Below are 16,742 nucleotides of genomic sequence, written 5' to 3'. Positions count from 1 at the left end.
TCAGCGGTCTGAACCGGTGGCCGCGTCGAACGTAGCGGGACCAGGCCCCCCGGCCCAGCCTCGTGTCGCATTCGTTGCGGTAGCGCGAGCAAAACGAGCAGAACAGGGTTCGTGCTCTGAAGTCCCACAGTGCTCACAAGTCTGCCCATGTGTCGCAGGGCACACCTACCCTCCAGCCCGTGCCGACCCCGCCCGTGACCGCGGGACGGAGGAGCCGACGGCGGAGGCGGACGGATGGACAGCGGCAGCCCGGGCGATGCCCCGGCGATCGAGCTGCGGGGTGTGAGCAAGGTGTTCCGCACCCCGTCGGGCGGCGCCCACCCGGCTGTACGCGACCTCGATCTGGCCGTCGGACCGAGCGAGTTCGTGGCGGTCGTGGGGCCGACCGGATGCGGCAAGTCCACCGTCCTCACCCTGGTCAGCGGGTTGGACGAGCCGACCGAGGGGGACGTGCTGATCGGTGGCGAGCCGGTGACCGGGATCCGGCCCGAGGTCGGCTTCGTCTTCCAGCAGGACGCGGTCTTCCCCTGGCGGACGGTCCTGTCCAATGTGATGGCCGGACCGCGGTTTCGCGGCGTACCGAAGGCGCGGGCGCGGGAACGGGCCCGCGACTGGCTCGCCCGGGTGGGCCTCACCGCCTTCGAGGACCGCTATCCGCACCAGCTCTCCGGCGGCCAGCGCAAACGCGTCGCCCTCGCCCAGACCTTCGTCGGCGACCCCCGCATTCTGCTCATGGACGAGCCGTTCTCGGCCCTCGACGTCCAGACCCGGGCCCTGATGTCGGACGAACTGCTGGAGCTGTGGGGCGGCTCGGCCGCCTCCGTCGTCTTCGTCACCCACGACCTGGAGGAGGCGATCTCCCTGGCCGACCGGGTCGTGGTCATGACCGCCGGCCCGGCCACCGTCAAGAAGATCTTCCCGGTGGGCCTGCCCCGCCCGCGCAAGGTCGAAGCCGTGCGTCTGGAGGCGCGGTTCGTCGAGATCCACCGCGAGATCTGGACCTCGCTCGGCGAAGAGGTCCGCATCACCCGCGAGCGGGGGACCCATGCCGCCTGACCTCCGCACCGCCCCCGCGACCGAGGACCGCCGCGCGGGAGGGCGCACGCGAGCCCGGGCACGCGCCGCCCGCCGCCGCGGCCTGCTGGTCCACGGCACCCGGGTCCTGCTGCTCACCGCCGTACTGGGCGCCTGGGAGCTGCTGGCCCGCACCGAGGTCATCGACCCGTTCAACTTCTCGATGCCGTCGAGGATCTGGGACCAGATCGCGCAGTGGGCGGCGCACGGCACCGCGCAGGGCTCGCTCGGGGAACAGATCGGGTACACGCTCTACGAAGCCCTCCTCGGCTGGGTCATCGGCGTGACCTGCGGGGTGGTGCTCGGCATCACGCTCGGCCGCGTTCCCTTCCTCGCCGAGGTCCTCGGCCCGTACCTCAAGGTGCTCAACGCCCTGCCGCGCATCGTCCTCGCGCCGATCTTCCTGATCTGGTTCGGCCTCGGCCCCGCCTCCAAGGTCGCCTCGGCGGTCGTGCTGGTGTTCTTCCCCGTCTTCTTCAACGCCTTCCAGGGCGCGCGCGAGGTGGACCGCAACCTCGTCGCCAACGCCCGGATCCTGGGCGCGAGCAACCGCCGCGTGACCCTGCAGGTCGTCGTCCCCTCCGCGACCTCCTGGATCTTCACCAGCCTGCACATCAGCTTCGGCTTCGCGCTGATCGGCGCGATCGTCGGCGAGTACATCGGCGCCACCAAGGGGCTCGGACTGCTCGTCGCCACCTCGCAGGGGACCTTCAACGCGGCCGGCGTCTACGCGGCCATGGTGATCCTCGCCGTCGTCGCGCTCCTCGCGGAGGGGCTGCTGACCTTCGCCGAGAAGCGGCTCTTCCGCTGGAAGCCCGCCGCGCCGGGCGGCGAACGCTGACCCCGGACCCCGCCCGTTTCCCCTGGCTTCCCCCTGCTCTTCCGCGAGTTCCCCCCACAAACTCCCGCCGAATCCCCCCACCACGACCGTCACTCCTGACCATAAGGACCAGATGATGCGTACGTTCGGCAAGCTCACCAAAGTCTCCGCGACGGCCGTCGCGGGGGCGCTGTGTCTCGCCCTGGCCGGCTGTGCCGACGAATCGTCGTCGGACGGGGCAGGAGAGCGCAGCGAAGCGGTCAAGGGCGGCACCGTGAAGATCATGGTCGGCGGCCTGGACAAGGTCGTCTACCTGCCGGCGGTGCTCACCCAGCGCCTTGGCTACTTCCACGACGAGGGAGTGACGGTCAAGCTCCTGAGCGAGCCCGCGGGCGTGCAGGCCACCACCGCACTCGTCTCCGGCGACGTCCAGGGCGTGGTCGGCTTCTACGACCACACCCTCGACCTCCAGGCCAAGGGCAAGCGGGTGCAGTCCGTCGTCCAACTGGCCCGGACGCCGGGGGAGGTGGAGATCGTCTCGACGAGGGCCGCGGCCCACGTCGCCTCGCCCAGGGACTTCAAGGGCCGCAAACTCGGGGTCACCGGGCTCGGCTCCTCCACCGACTTCCTGACGAAGTACCTGGCGGTGAAGAACGGGGTGAAGGTCAGCGAGTTCACCCCGGTGGCCGTCGGCGCGGGCCAGACCTTCGTCTCCGCGCTCGAGCGGGGCTCGATCGACGGCGGCATGACCACCGAACCGACTGTCGCGCAGGTCCTCGCCAAGGGCCTCGGCAAGGTCCTCGTCGACATGCGTACCCCCGAGGGGTCCCGGGCCGCGCTCGGTGGGCTCTACCCCGCGTCGAGCCTCTACATGAACACCAGTTGGGTGGAGGGCCACAAGGAGACCGTCCAGAAGCTCGCCAACGCCATGGTCAGGACCCTCAAGTGGATGGCCGAGCACAGCGCCGAGGAGATCGCCGAGAAGATGCCCGCCGACTACGCCAAGGGCGGCAAGGACCTCTACGTGCGCGCGATCGAGAGCACGCTGCCGATGTTCACCAAGGACGGCGTGATGCCCGCCGACGGGCCGAGGACCGTCCACACGGTCCTCAAGTCCTTCGACCCCAGCCTGAAGAACGCCTCGTTGGACCTGGAGAAGACCTACACCAGCGAGTTCGTCAAGAAGGCCGGCTGAGGGACAGCGCCGGCGGCGAGCCCGTACGGGCCGCGGGGGACAGTGCGGCGTCGGACGAGGACAGCCGGTCGATCGACAGCACGTCCATCCGGGCCGGGCTGCCGAGCGCCCTGCCGCAGCTCTCCGGCCGCGGCGGCTCGGCGGCGCCCTGTTCGACGGTGACCCGCCAGGCGCGGCCGTCTGTGTGGCCGACGGTCACGAACCACAGCGGCGCCGCGCCCTCGGTGCGCACCACGTCCAGCGCGTCCGCGCCCTCCTCGCCGGTCAGGCCCCGGACCGCCAGGTCGGCGGCCTGGGCGGGGCGCTCCCAGGCCGAGCGGCCCCGGCAGTCCTCGATCGCGATGCGGCCGTCCCGCGCCGCCTCGAGGGCGTTCTTGACGCCGTGCGCGGTGGCCCGCCCGTACGCGTAGCCGTACGGCAGGACGAAGAGGGTCGGCGCGAACCGGTGCCCGCCGATGTGGGTGACCTCCCAGACCTCCAGGCCGCCCGACGCGGTCAGCTCGGCGGCGAGGGGGCGGCCGAGCAGGGCGCAGCAGCGGTCGCGCTTGCCGTTGGTGCACACGAGCGCGAGGGGGTCCCCGGCGTAGGGCTCCCACAGCCCGCCGTGCTCGCCCGCGCCGAGGGCGGCGAAGTCCAGGTCCGTCAGCAGGCCGGGGTCGGCGACGGAGGTCGTACGGATCCAGGAGCGGCCCGGCGCGGTGTGGGCGACGAAGACCCGCTGGGTGGCCGGTTCGTGGCAGTCGGCGTGCCGCCCGGGGCGGCGGATCAGCGCGATCCGCACCCCGGTGCCCTCGGCGGCGGCGTCGAGCGCCCGGCCGACGACGGGGTCGAGGTGGCTGGCGGTGAGGGCGTCCGAGCCCCACGGGCCGGGCTGCTCGAGCAGCAGCCACGTCGGCGCGGTGGCGGCGGTGCCGGCCAGCGGCTCGGTCAGGAGTCGGGATGCGGTAGCGCACGTGCTCACGAAGGTAAGCCTAACCTGACCCGGAGCGGGGTTGCGCGGTGGCCCGGTCATGTTGACGCGATACGACCACCGGGACGGCCCGGTGCGCACGGGCCGGAACGGGCCGTGGGGGCTGTCGGGACCGGCGGGGGACGGGCTGCGGGCCGGACCCGCCGGCACGCTCATATCCTGGGGCGGGTGGACGGTGCCCGGACCGCGTACGGACCAGTCGCCCGGCGCGGAAGCCGGACACCGCCGCTCCCTACGCGTGATGGAGGCGCCACCCCCTTGAACAGCACGGCCAGTACGGACAGCACGGCGAACGACCCGGACAACGACGAGAACGCGGCCGACGCCGCCGACATGGATCACCCGATCGGGGCCCTCGCAGCCGGTGGCCCCGCTCGGCCCGCAGGTCCCCAGATCCCGGTCGTCGTCCTCGCGGGCTTCCTGGGCTCCGGGAAGACCACCCTGCTCAACCATCTGCTGCGGCACAGCGGCGGCACCCGGATCGGCGCGATCGTCAACGACTTCGGCTCCATCGAGATCGACGCCATGGCGATCGCCGGGCAGGTCGACTCCACCGTCTCGCTCGGCAACGGCTGCCTGTGCTGCGCGGTCGACGCGAGCGAGCTGGACGTCTTCCTGGAGAAGCTCACCCGGCCCTCGGCCCGGCTGGACGTCATCGTCATCGAGGCGAGCGGGCTGGCCGAGCCGCAGGAACTGGTCCGGATGATCCTCGCCAGCGAGAACCCGCACATCGTGTACGGCGGACTGGTCGAGGTCGTCGACGCGGCGGAATTCGACGCCACCAGGGACCGGCACCCCGAGATCGACCGGCACCTCGCCCTCGCCGACCTCGTCGTGCTGAACAAGGCCGACCGGGTGGCCGAGGCGGAGCTCGGCCGGGTGCGCAAGACGCTCGGCGGCCTCTGCGACGGCACGGCCGTGATCCCCGCCTCGCACGGCCGGGTCGACCCGGAGCTGTTCTTCGACCGCAAGCCCAGGACCGAGACGATCGGCCAGCTCTCCTTCGAGGACCTGTACGCCGACAGCGACGACGACACCGGCGGCGAAGACGACGCGCACGACTGCCACGCGCACGACTGCCAGGGCCGTCACACCCACGCGGCGCATCTGCACGCCGCGTACGAGAGTGCCTCCTTCACCGCCGAGGAACCCATGAACCCGCGCCGGCTCATGGCGTTCCTCGACAACAGGCCCGACGGGCTCTACCGGATCAAGGGCTACGTCCACTTCGGGGCGGCCGACCCGCGCAACCGGTACGCGGTGCACGCCGTCGGCCGCTTCCTGCGCTTCTACCCGGCGCCCTGGGCGCGCGGCGCGCAGCGCCTCACCCAGCTGGTGCTGATCGGCTCGGGCATCGACGCCGAGGCGCTGCGGTGCGAGCTCGCGACCTGCCGGGAGACCGATCCGCAGGACGCCGCCACCGCCGACGAACACGGCATGTGGGGCGTCCTGCGGTACGCGCAGGGCTGACCGGCGGCTACACCGGCCCCGCCACGACGGCCACCGGCTTCGCCAGCGGCACGCCGGAGCCGTCGCGGCGCGGGTCGAGGTCCGGCAGCTCGACGGGGGTTCCGGCCGCGTTCGCGGCGCGGGCCGGCGACGCGCCCGCCCAGGCCAGCACCAGGCAGTCCTCGCCCTTGAGGAACCGCTGGCAGCGCACACCGCCCGTGGCCCGCCCCTTGCGGGGGTACTGGTCGAACGGCGTCAGCTTCGCCGTCGTCTCCGAGGCGCCGAGCAGTGTGCCGCGCGCGCCCGCCACGGTGAACACCACGGCGTCGCCCGCCGGGTCGATGGCTGTGAAGGAGATCACCTTCGCCCCGTCGGCCAGCTTGATCCCCGCCATGCCGCCCGCGGGCCGCCCCTGGGGCCGTACCTGCCCGGCCGGATAGCGCAGCAGCTGGGCGTCGTCCGTGACGAAGACCAGGTCCTCCTCGCCCGTCCGCAGCTCCACCGCGCCGACGACGCGGTCGCCGTCCTTGAGGCCGATGACCTCCAGCTCGTCCTTGTTGGCCGGATAGTCCGGGACCACGCGCTTGACGACGCCCTGCTCCGTGCCGATCGCGAGCCCCGGTGAGGACTCGTCCAAGGTGGTGAGGCAGACGATCCGTTCGCCGTCCTCCAGCGACAGGAACTCCGAGACCGGCGCGCCGCCCGACAGATTCGGCGCCGACGCCGTCTCCGGGAGCTGCGGCAGGTCGATCACCGGCAGCCGCAGCAGCCGGCCGGCCGAGGTGACCGCCCCCACGTCCGCCCGCGCGGTCGCCGGGACCGCCGAGACGATCACGTCGTGCTTGACGCGCTTGACCTCGCCGTGGTCGCTTTCGTGCGCGAACGGCTCGGCGCTGGCCGTACGGGCCAGCAGCCCGGTGGAGGACAGCAGCACCCGGCACGGGTCGTCCGCGACCTCCAGCGGCACGGCGGATACCGGCGAGCCCGCCGACTGCAGCAGTACCGTGCGACGGTCGGTGCCGAACTTCTTCGCCACGTCCGCCAGTTCGCCCGAGACGAGCTTGCGCAGCTCGGCGTCGGACTCCAGGATCCGGGTCAGCTCCTCGATCTCGCCGGTGAGCCGGTCGCGCTCCGACTCCAGCTCCACGCGGTCGAATTTCGTCAGGCGGCGCAGCGGGGTGTCGAGGATGTACTGCGTCTGCACCTCGGAGAGCGAGAAGCGCGCGACGAGTGACTCCTTGGCCTGCGCCGCGTTCTCACTCGATCGAATGATTCGGATGACCTCGTCGATGTCGATGAGGGCCACCAGCAGGCCCTCGACGAGGTGCAGCCGGTCCTGCCGCTTGCCACGACGGAACTCGCTGCGACGGCGCACGACCTCGAAGCGGTGGTCGACATAGACCTCCAGCAGCTCCTTGAGGCCCAGCGTCAACGGCTGGCCGTCCACCAGCGCGACGTTGTTGATGCCGAAGGACTCCTCCATCGGCGTCAGCTTGTAGAGCTGCTCGAGCACGGCCTCCGGGTTGAAGCCGTTCTTCACCTCGATGACCAGGCGCAGACCGTGGGAACGGTCGGTGAGGTCCTTGACGTCGGCGATGCCCTGGAGCTTCTTCGAGCCGACCAGGTCCTTGATCTTGGCGATCACCTTTTCCGGACCCACCGTGAAGGGGAGTTCGGTCACGACGATGCCCTTGCGGCGGGCCGTCACGTTCTCCACGGCGACGGTCGCACGGATCTTGAAGGTGCCGCGGCCGGTCTCGTAGGCGTCCCGGATGCCGCTCAGCCCGACGATCCGGCCGCCCGTGGGCAGGTCCGGACCCGGGACGAACCGCATCAGGGTGTCGAGGTCGGCGCCCGGGTGCTTGATCAGGTGCCGGGCGGCGGCGACGACCTCGCCCAGATTGTGCGGCGGCATGTTCGTCGCCATGCCGACCGCGATCCCGGTCGCGCCGTTGACCAGCAGGTTCGGATAGGCGGCCGGGAGGGCCACCGGCTCCTGCTCGCTGCCGTCGTAATTCGGCGTGAAGTCGACGGTGTCCTCGTCGATCGACTCCGTCATCAGTGACGTCGCCGCGGCCATGCGGGCCTCGGTGTACCGCATCGCGGCGGGCGGGTCGTCGTTGCCCAGCGAACCGAAGTTGCCGTGCCCGTCGACCAGCGGCACCCGCATGGAGAACGGCTGTGCCATGCGCACGAGGGCGTCGTAGATGGACGCGTCGCCGTGCGGGTGGAGCTTGCCCATCACCTCGCCGACGACGCGGGCGCACTTCACGTACGAACGCTCGGGGCGCAGCCCCATGTCGTTCATCTGGAACAGGATGCGGCGCTGGACGGGCTTGAGCCCGTCCCGGGCATCGGGCAGAGCGCGCGAGTAGATGACCGAGTAGGCGTACTCGAGGAAGGAGCCCTGCATCTCGTCGACGACGTCGATGTCGAGGATGCGCTCCTCGAAGTCGTCCGGCGGCGGGGTCTTCGTGCTGCGGCGGGCCATCGCGGCTGCGGCTCCTTCGATCGATTGCCGAGGTGGGGGGTCTGACGCCGACCATTGTGGACCGCGCCACTGACAACGCCGACCGCGACCCGTCCGTAAGAGCGCACCGTGACGGGAACTTCGCCAGATGTCAGCGCGCTTGCATACAGTGACAGAACTGTTCATCACGCTAGTCGCCGCGGCGGACGCCGCGGGACGGCGCGGGATTTTTCCAGCGATCGAAGGGACGTACATGCCCATGGGTCACACGGCCACGCAACAGGCCGGTACCGGCGGCCTGACAGCGACCGAGCACCGCCTGGCCAACGGCCTGCGGGTGGTGCTCTCCGAGGACCATCAGACCCCGGTCGCCGCGGTCTGCCTCTGGTACGACGTCGGCTCGCGCCACGAAGTCAAGGGCCGCACCGGCCTCGCCCACCTCTTCGAGCACCTCATGTTCCAGGGCTCGGCGCAGGTCAAGGGCAACGGCCACTTCGAGCTGGTGCAGGGTGCGGGCGGCTCGCTCAACGGCACCACCAGCTTCGAGCGCACCAATTATTTCGAGACCATGCCGGCCCACCAGGTGGAGCTGGCCCTGTGGCTCGAGGCCGACCGGATGGGGTCGCTGCTGACCGCCCTCGACGAGGAGTCGATGGAGAACCAGCGCGACGTCGTCAAGAACGAGCGCCGCCAGCGCTACGACAACGTGCCCTACGGCACCGCGTTCGAGAAGCTGACGGCGATGGCCTACCCCGACGGCCACCCGTACCACCACACCCCGATCGGCTCGATGGCCGACCTGGACGCCGCCTCCCTGGAGGACGCGCGCGCCTTCTTCCGCACGTACTACGCCCCGGGCAACGCCGTCCTGTCGGTCGTCGGCGACATCGACCCCGAGCGGACGCTCGCCTGGATCGAGAAGTACTTCGGCTCCATCCCCGCCCACGACGGCAAGCAGCCGCCGCGCGACGGCGCCCTTCCCGACGTCATCGGCGAGTAGCTGCGCGAGGTCGTGCGCGAGGAGGTCCCCTCCCGTGCCCTGATGGCCGCCTACCGCCTGCCGCACGACGGCACCCGTGAGGCCGACGCCGCCGACCTCGCCCTCACCGTCCTCGGCGGCGGCGAGTCCTCCCGGCTCCACAACCGCCTGGTCCGCCACGACCGCACCGCCGTCGCCGCGGGCTTCGGCCTGCTGCGGCTCGCCGGCGCCCCCTCGCTCGGCTGGCTGGACGTCAAGACGTCCGGCGGCGTCGAGGTCCCGGCCATCGAGACCGCCGTCGACGAGGAGCTGGCCCGCTTCGCCGCGGAGGGGCCGACCCCGGAGGAGATGGAGCGCGCCCAGGCCCAGCTGGAGCGCGAGTGGCTGGACCGGCTCTCCACGGTCAGCGGTCGCGCGGACGAACTGTGCCGCTACGCGGTCCTGTTCGGCGACCCGCAGCTCGCCCTCAGCGCGGTCAACCGCGTCCTGGAGATCACCGCCGAGGAGGTGCGGGAGGTCGCCGCGGCCCGGCTGCGCCCCGACAACCGCGCCGTGCTGGTGTACGAGCCGACCGCCCCCGAGGCCGACGAGAACGCAGGAAACGCAACGGAAAGCGAGACGGCCCAGTGAGCGACGCCGCACCCGCGAGCAGCACGCAGACCGCAGGCCCTTCGATGGAGTTCCACCCCCGGCCCCAGCCCGGCGAGGCCACCCCGTGGGCCTTCCCGGCCCCCGAGCGCGGTGAGCTGCCCAACGGCCTCACCCTGCTGCGCTGCCACCGACCCGGCCAGCAGGTCGTCGCCGTCGAGATCAACCTCGTGGCGCCCCTGGACGCCGAGCCGCAGGGGCTCGACGGCGTCTCCACGATCATGGCGCGCGCCCTGTCCGAGGGCACCGACAAGCACACCGCCGAGGAGTTCACGGCCGAGCTGGAGCGCTGCGGGGCCACCCTCGACGCGCACGCCGACCACCCCGGCGTCCGGGTCTCCCTGGAGGTCCCGGCCTCCCGGCTGCCCAAGGCTCTCGGCCTGCTCGCCGACGCCCTGCGCGCCCCCGCGTTCCCCGACGGCGAGGTCGAGCGCCTCGTCCGCAACCGGCTGGACGAGATCCCGCACGAGCTGGCCAACCCCGCCCGCCGGGCCGCCATGGCGCTCTCCAAGGAGCTCTTCCCCGCCGAGTCGCGGATGTCCCGCCCCCGCCAGGGCACCGAGGAGACCGTCGAGCGCATCGACGCCGCGGCCGTCCGCGCCTTCTACGAGGCGCACGTCCGCCCCGCCACGGCGACCGCCGTGGTCGTCGGCGACTTCACCGACGTCGACCTCGACAAGGCGCTGGCCGACACCCTCGGTGCGTGGACCGGCTCCTCCGCCGAGCCCCGGCCCGTACCGCCGATCACCGCGGACGACGCCGGCCGCGTCGTGATCGTCGACCGCCCCGGCGCGGTGCAGACCCAGCTCCTCATCGGCCGGATCGGCGGCGACCGGCACGACCGCGTCTGGCCCGCCCAGGTGCTCGGCACGTACTGCCTCGGCGGCACCCTCACCTCCCGCCTGGACCGCGTCCTGCGCGAGGAGAAGGGCTACACCTACGGCGTGCGCTCCTTCGGCCAGGTGCTCCGCTCGGCGCCCGACGGCACCGGCGCCGCGATGCTCGCCATCAGCGGCTCCGTGGACACCGCGTCCACCGGCCCGGCGCTGGCCGACCTGTGGACCGTGCTGCGCACCCTGGCCGCCGAGGGGCTGACCGACGCCGAGCGCGACGTCGCCGTGCAGAACCTCGTGGGCGTCGCCCCGCTCAAGTACGAGACGGCTGCCGCTGTCGCGGGCACGCTCGCCGACCAGGTCGAGCAGTACCTCCCGGACGACTTCCAGGCGCGGCTGTACGAGCGCCTCGCGGAGACGGGCACCGTGGAGGCCACCGCGGCCGTCGTGAGCGCGTTCCCGGCCGACCGCCTCGTGACGGTCCTCGTCGGTGACGCCGCGGAGATCCTGGAGCCGGTCAAGGCGCTGGGCATCGGACAGGTGACGGTCGTCCAGGGCTGACGGCACGTCGGAGCCCTTGACGGTGGCAGTCGGTCGTAGTCGGTCGCACCCGGCGGCACCCGCTCGCCGTGGTCAACTGGTCCGTCGATAAGCGCATAAGGGAGGCACGCGAGACCAACGAGGCTCGCGTGCCTCCCTTATGTCCGATTTGAAGGAGAGGTTGCATGTCTGGCGTGTGGCGTACGACACAAAACCTCCGTTCTGTTTGTCGATCGAATCGCACCCCGATTAGCGTCAGTCCGGCTGACCGTCAGATGTGAGTCGCATCCGCGGCACCGGTCAGTCATCGCCGAGTCCCCAATGGCGCGAGCCAGGGGAGCCGGGGACCCACAGTCCCTGGGGTGAATCGGGTCCCTTTCCGGAGGGAACCGTAGGAGACCTTCCTGCTCCGAACCCGTCAGCTAACCCGGTAGGCGAGAAGGAAGGAAAGGACTGGCCACCCCCATGGCGTTCATAGGTGCCACTGGCAAGCATCGTCGTCCGAGCCGCGCCGTCCGCGTGAGCGCGAACGTGGCGGGCATCGCCACGCTCACCGCCACCGGTGTGGTCGCGGGCTTCGCCGCTCCGGCGATCGCCGCCACCGACGACGCTCCGCGCGTCCAGGACACCGGCCTCACCCAGGCCGTCGTCATGGGTGACGAGACCGCCGACCGGATCGACGCCCAGGCCGACACCCAGCAGAGCGCCGCCTATGAGGCCGAGGCGCGGCTGAAGGCGGAGGCCGACGCGAAGCAGAAGGCCGCGGACGCCAAGCAGCGCGCGGACGAGGCCAAGCGCAAGGCCGAGGCCGAGCGTGCCGAGAAGGAGCGCGCCGCCCGCGACGAGGAGCGCAAGCGCCTCAACGCCTACGTCTCCCCGATCGACGGCAGTTACGTCTCCACCTCGTACAAGGCCTCCAGCGGCCTGTGGTCCTCCGGCAGCCACACCGGCGTCGACTTCCACGCCGAGACCGGCACCGTCGTGCAGTCCGTCGCCGGCGGCACCGTCGTCGAGGCCGGCGACGGTGGCGCGTACGGCACCAACGTCGTCATCAAGCACAACGACGGCACCTACACCCAGTACGGCCACCTGTCGTCGCTCAGCGTCTCCGCGGGCCAGACGGTCACCGCGGGCCAGCAGATCGGCCTCTCGGGCGCCACGGGCAACGTCACCGGCCCGCACCTGCACTTCGAGGCCCGTACGGGTGCCAACTACGGCTCCGACATCGACCCCGTCGCCTACCTGCGCGCGCACGGCGTCGGCATCTGATCGACGCGTCCGGGGCGGCAGTCCCGCACACACTTTTCTTCACGAAGGCCCTGGCTCCCGCCGGGGCCTTCGTGTCGGTCCGGAGCGTCGACCGGGCGCACCGACCGGCGCGTTGGCCAAAAAATAGCCATGGATTCCGGTCTCCCATCGGAAATCGCACGGCATTGCAATAGAGTCGCCGAACAGACGTCAATCGGCCGCGTTTCGCGGGGATTAAGGCGGAGGTTCACTGATGCGGGGCCCCACGTGACCGGCAATGGCGACGCAGTGCGAGAAGGCAGCCGCATTTCCGCGCACGCCGTGTGCGCGGCGATCCGCGACGACATCGTCTCCGGGGTCCACCCGCCCGGCAGCCGACTCATCGAGGAGTTACTGGCCCGCCGTTACGGCGTCTCCCGGGTGCCGGTGCGCGAAGCCCTGCGCACCCTCGCCTCCGAGGGGTTCGTGACCACCCGTCGGCACGCCGGGGCCTGTGTCGCCGAACCCACCGAGCGGGAGGCCGCCGATCTGCTCGACGTCCGCGCCCTGCTGGAGCCGCTCGGCGCCGCACGCGCCGCTCAGCGCCGCACGGAGGCCCATCTGAAGGTGTTGCGCGGACTGGTCAGGCTGGGGCAGGAGCGCGCCCGGGGCGGCCGTACGGCAGAACTGCGCCCCCTGGGCGACTGGTTCGACGAGACGCTCGCCCACGCCTCCGGCAGCCCCAGCCTCGCCGCGCTGCTCACCCAGCTACGACTCAAGATCGCCTGGGTCTACGCACCGGAGACCCCCCTGCGGCCCGTCGAGATCTGGGACGCCCACGGGGCTCTCGTCGACGCCGTCGCCCGGGGCGACGCGGAGCGGGCCCGGGCGCTGGCCGAGGCGCGGGCAGGCCGGCCGCCGGGTGAATACCGGCTGCGGCGGGCGGTGCGCGTGGGACGGACCGGGCGCGTGCGAAATCCGAAACAATCCGTAAACACGGTGAGCGCTCGCTCTTAACAAGAATCCGCTATTCAAGGCGCCATCGACGGGCGAGGGGCCGGGTAATTCCGGGGTGCGGCCTCGTGCGCCCGCACAAACAAACGTGTCCGCACGAAACAACAACGTGTCCACAGAAAACAAAAGAGCGGGGCCGCGACGGCCCCGATCGGCCGCCGCGGCCCCGCCACGCGCGAAGCGCGGTGAATCAGACGGTCTCCGGGAGCTCCTCGAGCCCCTCGGCGACCAGCTTGGCCAGACGGTCGAGCGCGGCCTCGGCGCCTTCCGCCTCGGTGGCGAGGACGATCTCCTCGCCGCCCTGGGCGCCCAGGCCCAGCACGGCCAGCATCGACGCGGCGTTGACGGGGCTGCCGTCGGCCTTGGCGATCGTCACGGGGACGCCGGCGGCCGTCGCCGCACGGACGAAGATCGACGCGGGACGGGCGTGCAGGCCCTCGGCCCAGCCGACGTTGACGCGGCGCTCAACCATGGTGTTGCCCTTCAAGTCGCTATTGGTTGTCTAGACCAGTGTCTCACGGGGGTGGCGGTGCTCCGGTGTGGTGCTCCCCACGACGCCTCGGGCGACACCTCGCGTGACACCCCGGTCGCCCCCCCGGGTGACAACAGCCCTACCCTGCCCCCTCGCCGCCGGGGGTGCGAGCCGAACCGTTGTCGGTCCCCGGTCGTACGCTGGCCCCATGCAGACGCCGTCCGAGCACGCGTACCCGACCCACTGGGAAGCCGACGTCGTGCTGCGCGACGGCGGCACCGCCCAGGTCCGCCCCATCACCTCCGACGACGCGGGCCGCCTGGTCAGCTTCTACGAACAGGTGTCGGACGAGTCGAAGTACTACCGCTTCTTCGCCCCCTACCCCCGGCTCTCCGACCGGGACGTGCACCGCTTCACCCACCACGACTACGTCGACCGGGTGGGCCTGGCCGCCACCGTCGGGGGCGAGTTCATCGCCACCGTCCGCTACGACCGCATCGACGCCCGGGGCATGCCCGCCACCGCCCCCGCCGACGAGGCCGAGGTCGCCTTCCTCGTCCAGGACGCCCACCAGGGCCGCGGTGTCGCCTCCGCCCTGCTCGAACACATCGCGGCCGTCGCGCGCGAGCGCTCCATCCGGCGCTTCGCCGCCGAGGTGCTGCCCGCCAACTCCAAGATGATCAAGGTGTTCACGGACGCGGGCTACACCCAGAAGCGCAGCTTCGAGGACGGCGTCGTCCGCCTCGAGCTGGACCTCGAGCCCACCGACCGGTCCCTCGCCGTCCAGCGGGCCCGCGAGCAGCGCGCCGAGGCCCGCTCCGTCCAGCGCCTCCTCGCCCCCGGCTCCGTCGCCGTCATCGGCACGGGCCGCGAGGCGGGCGGCATGGGCCGCACCGTCCTGCGCAATGTGCTGGCCGGCGGCTTCACCGGGCGGACGCACGCGGTCAACCGGGCCTTCCCCGAAGGGCTTTCCGTCCTCGAGCCCGAGGGCGTCCCCGCCCACCGCTCGGTCCTCGACATCACCGACCCCGTCGACCTCGCCGTCGTCGCCGTGCCCGCCGCCGCGGTGCCGTCCGTCGTCGCCGAGTGCGGCGAGCACGGCGTCCAGGGCCTCGTCGTCCTCTCCGCCGGATACGCCGAGAGCGGCCCCGACGGCCGCGCCCGCCAGCGCGAACTCGTCCGCCAGGCCCGCTCGTACGGCATGCGCATCATCGGCCCCAACGCCTTCGGCCTCATCAACACCGCCGATGGCGTCCGGCTCAACGCCTCCCTGTCGCCCGAGCTGCCCGCGGCCGGGCGGCTCGGGCTGTTCAGCCAGTCCGGCGCGATCGGCATCGCCCTGCTCGCCGGACTGCACCGGCGCGCCGCCGGGCTGGTCGGCGTCTCCACCTTCGTCTCCGCGGGAAACCGCGCCGACGTCTCCGGCAACGACTTCCTCCAGTACTGGCACGACGACCCGGACACCGACGTCGCCCTCATGTACCTGGAGTCGATCGGCAACCCCCGGAAGTTCACCCGCCTCGCCAAGCGCACCGCGGCCCGTAAGCCGGTCGTCGTCGTCAAGGGCGCCCGCCACGGCGGCGCGGCCCCCACCGGGCACGCCGTCCCCACCACCCGCATCCCCGACGCCACCGTCTCCGACCTGCTGCGGCAGGCGGGCGTCATCCGCGTCGACACGGTCACCGAGCTCGCCGACGCCGGGTTGCTCCTCGCCTCCCAGCCGCTGCCGGCCGGCCCGCGGGTGGCCATCCTCGGCAATTCCGAGTCGCTCGCCCTCCTCACCTACGACGCCTGCCTCACGGAGGGCCTGCGCCCGCTGCCCCCGCGCGACCTCACGACGGCCGCGGGGCCCGCCGACTTCCGCGCGGCCCTCGCCGAGGCCCTGGCGGACGGCGGGAGCGACGCCGTGGTGGTCACCGCGATCCCCTGGGTGGGCGACACCTCCGCCGCCGACCTCGCGACCGCCCTGCGGGAAGCCGTCGCGAAGTCCCCGGCCGCCAAGCCCGTCACCGTCGTCCACCTGGAGATCGAGGGCCTCGCCGAGGCGTTGGCGGCCGACCCCGGGGCGCCCCCGGGGGAGCCGGAGCGGACGCCCGGCCCCGTCGGCGGCTCGCCCGCCGTGCGGATACCCGCCTATCCCGCGGCCGAGCGCGCCGTGCGGGCGTTGGCCGAGGCCGCGCGTTACGCGCGATGGCGGCGGCAGCTCGCGGAGCCCGGCCGGGTGCCCGAGTACGACGACATCGACGAGGCCGGCGCGGCCGCCGACATCGACGTGCTGCTGACCGCTCACGGCGCGGCCTCCGCACCGCCGGGCGGCGCCCGGGCCGTCACGCTGTCGGCCGCCGACACCCAGCGGCTGCTCGCCCGGTACGGCATCGCCGTGCTGCCCGCCCTGCCCGCGCCCGACCCCGACAGCGCCGTCCGCGCGGCACACCGGCTCGGGTTCCCCGTGGCGCTCAAGCCCACCGCCCCGCACCTGCGCCACCGCGCCGACCTCGGCGGCGTCCGGCTCGACCTGGGCGGCGAAGGCGAACTGCGCAGGGCCTACGCGGAGTTGACCGAGCTGCTCGGCAAGCCCGAGGAGAGCTGGCTGGTGGTGCAGTCGATGGCCCCGCGCGGCGTCGACACGGTCGTACGGGCCGCGATCGACCCCGCGGCCGGCGCGGTGCTCTCCTTCGGGCTGGCGGGGGCGCCCTCCCTGCTGCTCGGTGACACGGCCCACCGCCTCGTCCCCGCGACCGACCGGGACGTCGCCGAGCTGATCCGCTCGATCCGTACCGCGCCGCTGCTCTTCGGCTGGCGCGGCTCCGCCCCCGTGGACACCGGCGCCCTCGAAGAGCTGCTGCTGCGCGTCTCGCGTCTGGTGGACGACCACCCCGAGGTCGTGGGCGCCGACCTGGAGCCCGTGATCGTCGCGCCGCACGGCGTCCACGTACTCGGCGCGGCCATACGCCTCGCCCCGCCCCCGGCCCGCACCGATCTCGGCCCGCGCAGCCTGCCCGCGTATTGACGCGGTACGACCCGCTCTGCGGGCCGTGGTGGGCGCACCCC

General features: G+C 72.4%; 11 protein-coding genes, 1 pseudogene and 1 riboswitch. Of the genes and pseudogenes, 9 read left to right on the top strand and 3 right to left on the bottom strand.

All coding sequences use genetic code 11. The features are described from left to right. Positions 1-234: 234 nt before the first annotated feature. From FHS38_RS29110 to FHS38_RS29100, 3 genes are all read left to right on the top strand, one after another. Positions 235-1,056 carry an ABC transporter ATP-binding protein gene (locus FHS38_RS29110; RefSeq protein WP_184738574.1) on the top strand — a complete coding sequence of 274 codons (822 nt, stop codon included), beginning with the start codon at positions 235-237 and terminating at the stop codon, positions 1,054-1,056. Then, positions 1,046-1,915, top strand: a complete 870-nt coding sequence (locus FHS38_RS29105; RefSeq protein WP_184738571.1) for an ABC transporter permease — start codon at positions 1,046-1,048, stop codon at positions 1,913-1,915. The genes FHS38_RS29110 and FHS38_RS29105 overlap by 11 nt, the downstream gene beginning before the upstream one ends. Before the next feature lie 115 nt (positions 1,916-2,030). After that, complete coding sequence (locus FHS38_RS29100) at positions 2,031-3,089, top strand: ABC transporter substrate-binding protein (RefSeq protein ID WP_184738716.1); 1,059 nt, start codon at positions 2,031-2,033, stop codon at positions 3,087-3,089. Here the strand turns inward: FHS38_RS29100 and FHS38_RS29095 are convergent. Continuing rightward, positions 3,073-4,050 (bottom strand): ferredoxin family protein, encoded by a 978-nt coding sequence (locus FHS38_RS29095; protein ID WP_184738569.1) that lies wholly within the window; start codon positions 4,048-4,050, stop codon positions 3,073-3,075. The two genes, FHS38_RS29100 and FHS38_RS29095, sit on opposite strands and share 17 nt — an antisense overlap. A gap of 342 nt (positions 4,051-4,392) precedes the next feature. Here FHS38_RS29095 and FHS38_RS29090 point away from each other — a divergent pair, with 342 nt between their 5' ends. Continuing rightward, positions 4,393-5,529, top strand: coding sequence for a CobW family GTP-binding protein (locus tag FHS38_RS29090; RefSeq protein WP_184738715.1), 1,137 nt, complete (start codon positions 4,393-4,395; stop codon positions 5,527-5,529). A gap of 7 nt (positions 5,530-5,536) precedes the next feature. Here the strand turns inward: FHS38_RS29090 and FHS38_RS29085 are convergent, their stop codons facing one another. Beyond that, positions 5,537-7,999 (bottom strand): DNA gyrase/topoisomerase IV subunit A, encoded by a 2,463-nt coding sequence (locus FHS38_RS29085; protein ID WP_184738568.1) that lies wholly within the window; start codon positions 7,997-7,999, stop codon positions 5,537-5,539. Positions 8,000-8,237: 238 nt separating this feature from the next. Here FHS38_RS29085 and FHS38_RS29080 point away from each other — a divergent pair. The 4 genes and pseudogenes from FHS38_RS29080 to FHS38_RS29065 all read left to right on the top strand — a co-directional run bounded on the left by FHS38_RS29080 (position 8,238) and on the right by FHS38_RS29065 (position 13,222). Further along, positions 8,238-9,587, top strand: a pseudogene (locus FHS38_RS29080) (M16 family metallopeptidase). A 44-nt stretch (positions 9,588-9,631) separates the two neighbouring features. After that, on the top strand, positions 9,632-10,999 hold the full coding sequence (locus FHS38_RS29075) for a M16 family metallopeptidase (protein ID WP_184738714.1): 1,368 nt from the start codon (positions 9,632-9,634) through the stop codon (positions 10,997-10,999). Between the two features lie 277 nt (positions 11,000-11,276). Beyond that, positions 11,277-11,430, top strand: a riboswitch (cyclic di-AMP (ydaO/yuaA leader). A gap of 13 nt (positions 11,431-11,443) precedes the next feature. Then, entirely contained in the window at positions 11,444-12,247 is an 804-nt protein-coding gene (locus FHS38_RS29070) for a M23 family metallopeptidase (protein WP_184738566.1), read from the top strand. 267 nt (positions 12,248-12,514) lie between these two features. After that, positions 12,515-13,222 carry a GntR family transcriptional regulator gene (locus tag FHS38_RS29065; RefSeq protein WP_229822794.1) on the top strand — a complete coding sequence of 236 codons (708 nt, stop codon included), beginning with the start codon at positions 12,515-12,517 and terminating at the stop codon, positions 13,220-13,222. A gap of 187 nt (positions 13,223-13,409) precedes the next feature. Here the strand turns inward: FHS38_RS29065 and FHS38_RS29060 are convergent, their stop codons facing one another. Beyond that, complete coding sequence (locus FHS38_RS29060) at positions 13,410-13,691, bottom strand: HPr family phosphocarrier protein (RefSeq protein ID WP_130881794.1); 282 nt, start codon at positions 13,689-13,691, stop codon at positions 13,410-13,412. A 208-nt stretch (positions 13,692-13,899) separates the two neighbouring features. On the opposite strand from FHS38_RS29060, the gene FHS38_RS29055 reads away from it, so the two are divergent. Then, a complete protein-coding gene (locus tag FHS38_RS29055; RefSeq protein ID WP_184738562.1) occupies positions 13,900-16,701 on the top strand; it encodes a bifunctional acetate--CoA ligase family protein/GNAT family N-acetyltransferase in 2,802 nt (933 codons plus the stop codon). Positions 16,702-16,742: the final 41 nt, after the last annotated feature.

This window comes from Streptomyces netropsis, assembly GCF_014203545.1.
Taxonomy (GTDB): Bacteria; Actinomycetota; Actinomycetes; order Streptomycetales; family Streptomycetaceae; genus Streptomyces; species Streptomyces netropsis.
The sequence above is the reverse complement of the archived record's forward strand: the minus strand, read 5'-3'. Positions and strand labels throughout refer to the sequence as shown.

Excerpts from the sequence above, each read along its gene's own strand:
- FHS38_RS29110 (WP_184738574.1), top strand. The coding sequence starts at position 235 with ATGGACAGCGGCAGCCCGGGCGATGCCCCGGCGATCGAGCTGCGGGGT.
- FHS38_RS29105 (WP_184738571.1), top strand. The coding sequence starts at position 1,046 with ATGCCGCCTGACCTCCGCACCGCCCCCGCGACCGAGGACCGCCGCGCG.
- FHS38_RS29100 (WP_184738716.1), top strand. The coding sequence starts at position 2,031 with ATGCGTACGTTCGGCAAGCTCACCAAAGTCTCCGCGACGGCCGTCGCG.
- FHS38_RS29090 (WP_184738715.1), top strand. The coding sequence starts at position 4,393 with ATGGATCACCCGATCGGGGCCCTCGCAGCCGGTGGCCCCGCTCGGCCC.
- FHS38_RS29085 (WP_184738568.1), bottom strand. The coding sequence starts at position 7,999 with ATGGCCCGCCGCAGCACGAAGACCCCGCCGCCGGACGACTTCGAGGAG.
- FHS38_RS29075 (WP_184738714.1), top strand. The coding sequence starts at position 9,632 with ATGGAGTTCCACCCCCGGCCCCAGCCCGGCGAGGCCACCCCGTGGGCC.
- FHS38_RS29070 (WP_184738566.1), top strand. The coding sequence starts at position 11,444 with ATGGCGTTCATAGGTGCCACTGGCAAGCATCGTCGTCCGAGCCGCGCC.
- FHS38_RS29060 (WP_130881794.1), bottom strand. The coding sequence starts at position 13,691 with ATGGTTGAGCGCCGCGTCAACGTCGGCTGGGCCGAGGGCCTGCACGCC.
- FHS38_RS29055 (WP_184738562.1), top strand. The coding sequence starts at position 13,900 with ATGCAGACGCCGTCCGAGCACGCGTACCCGACCCACTGGGAAGCCGAC.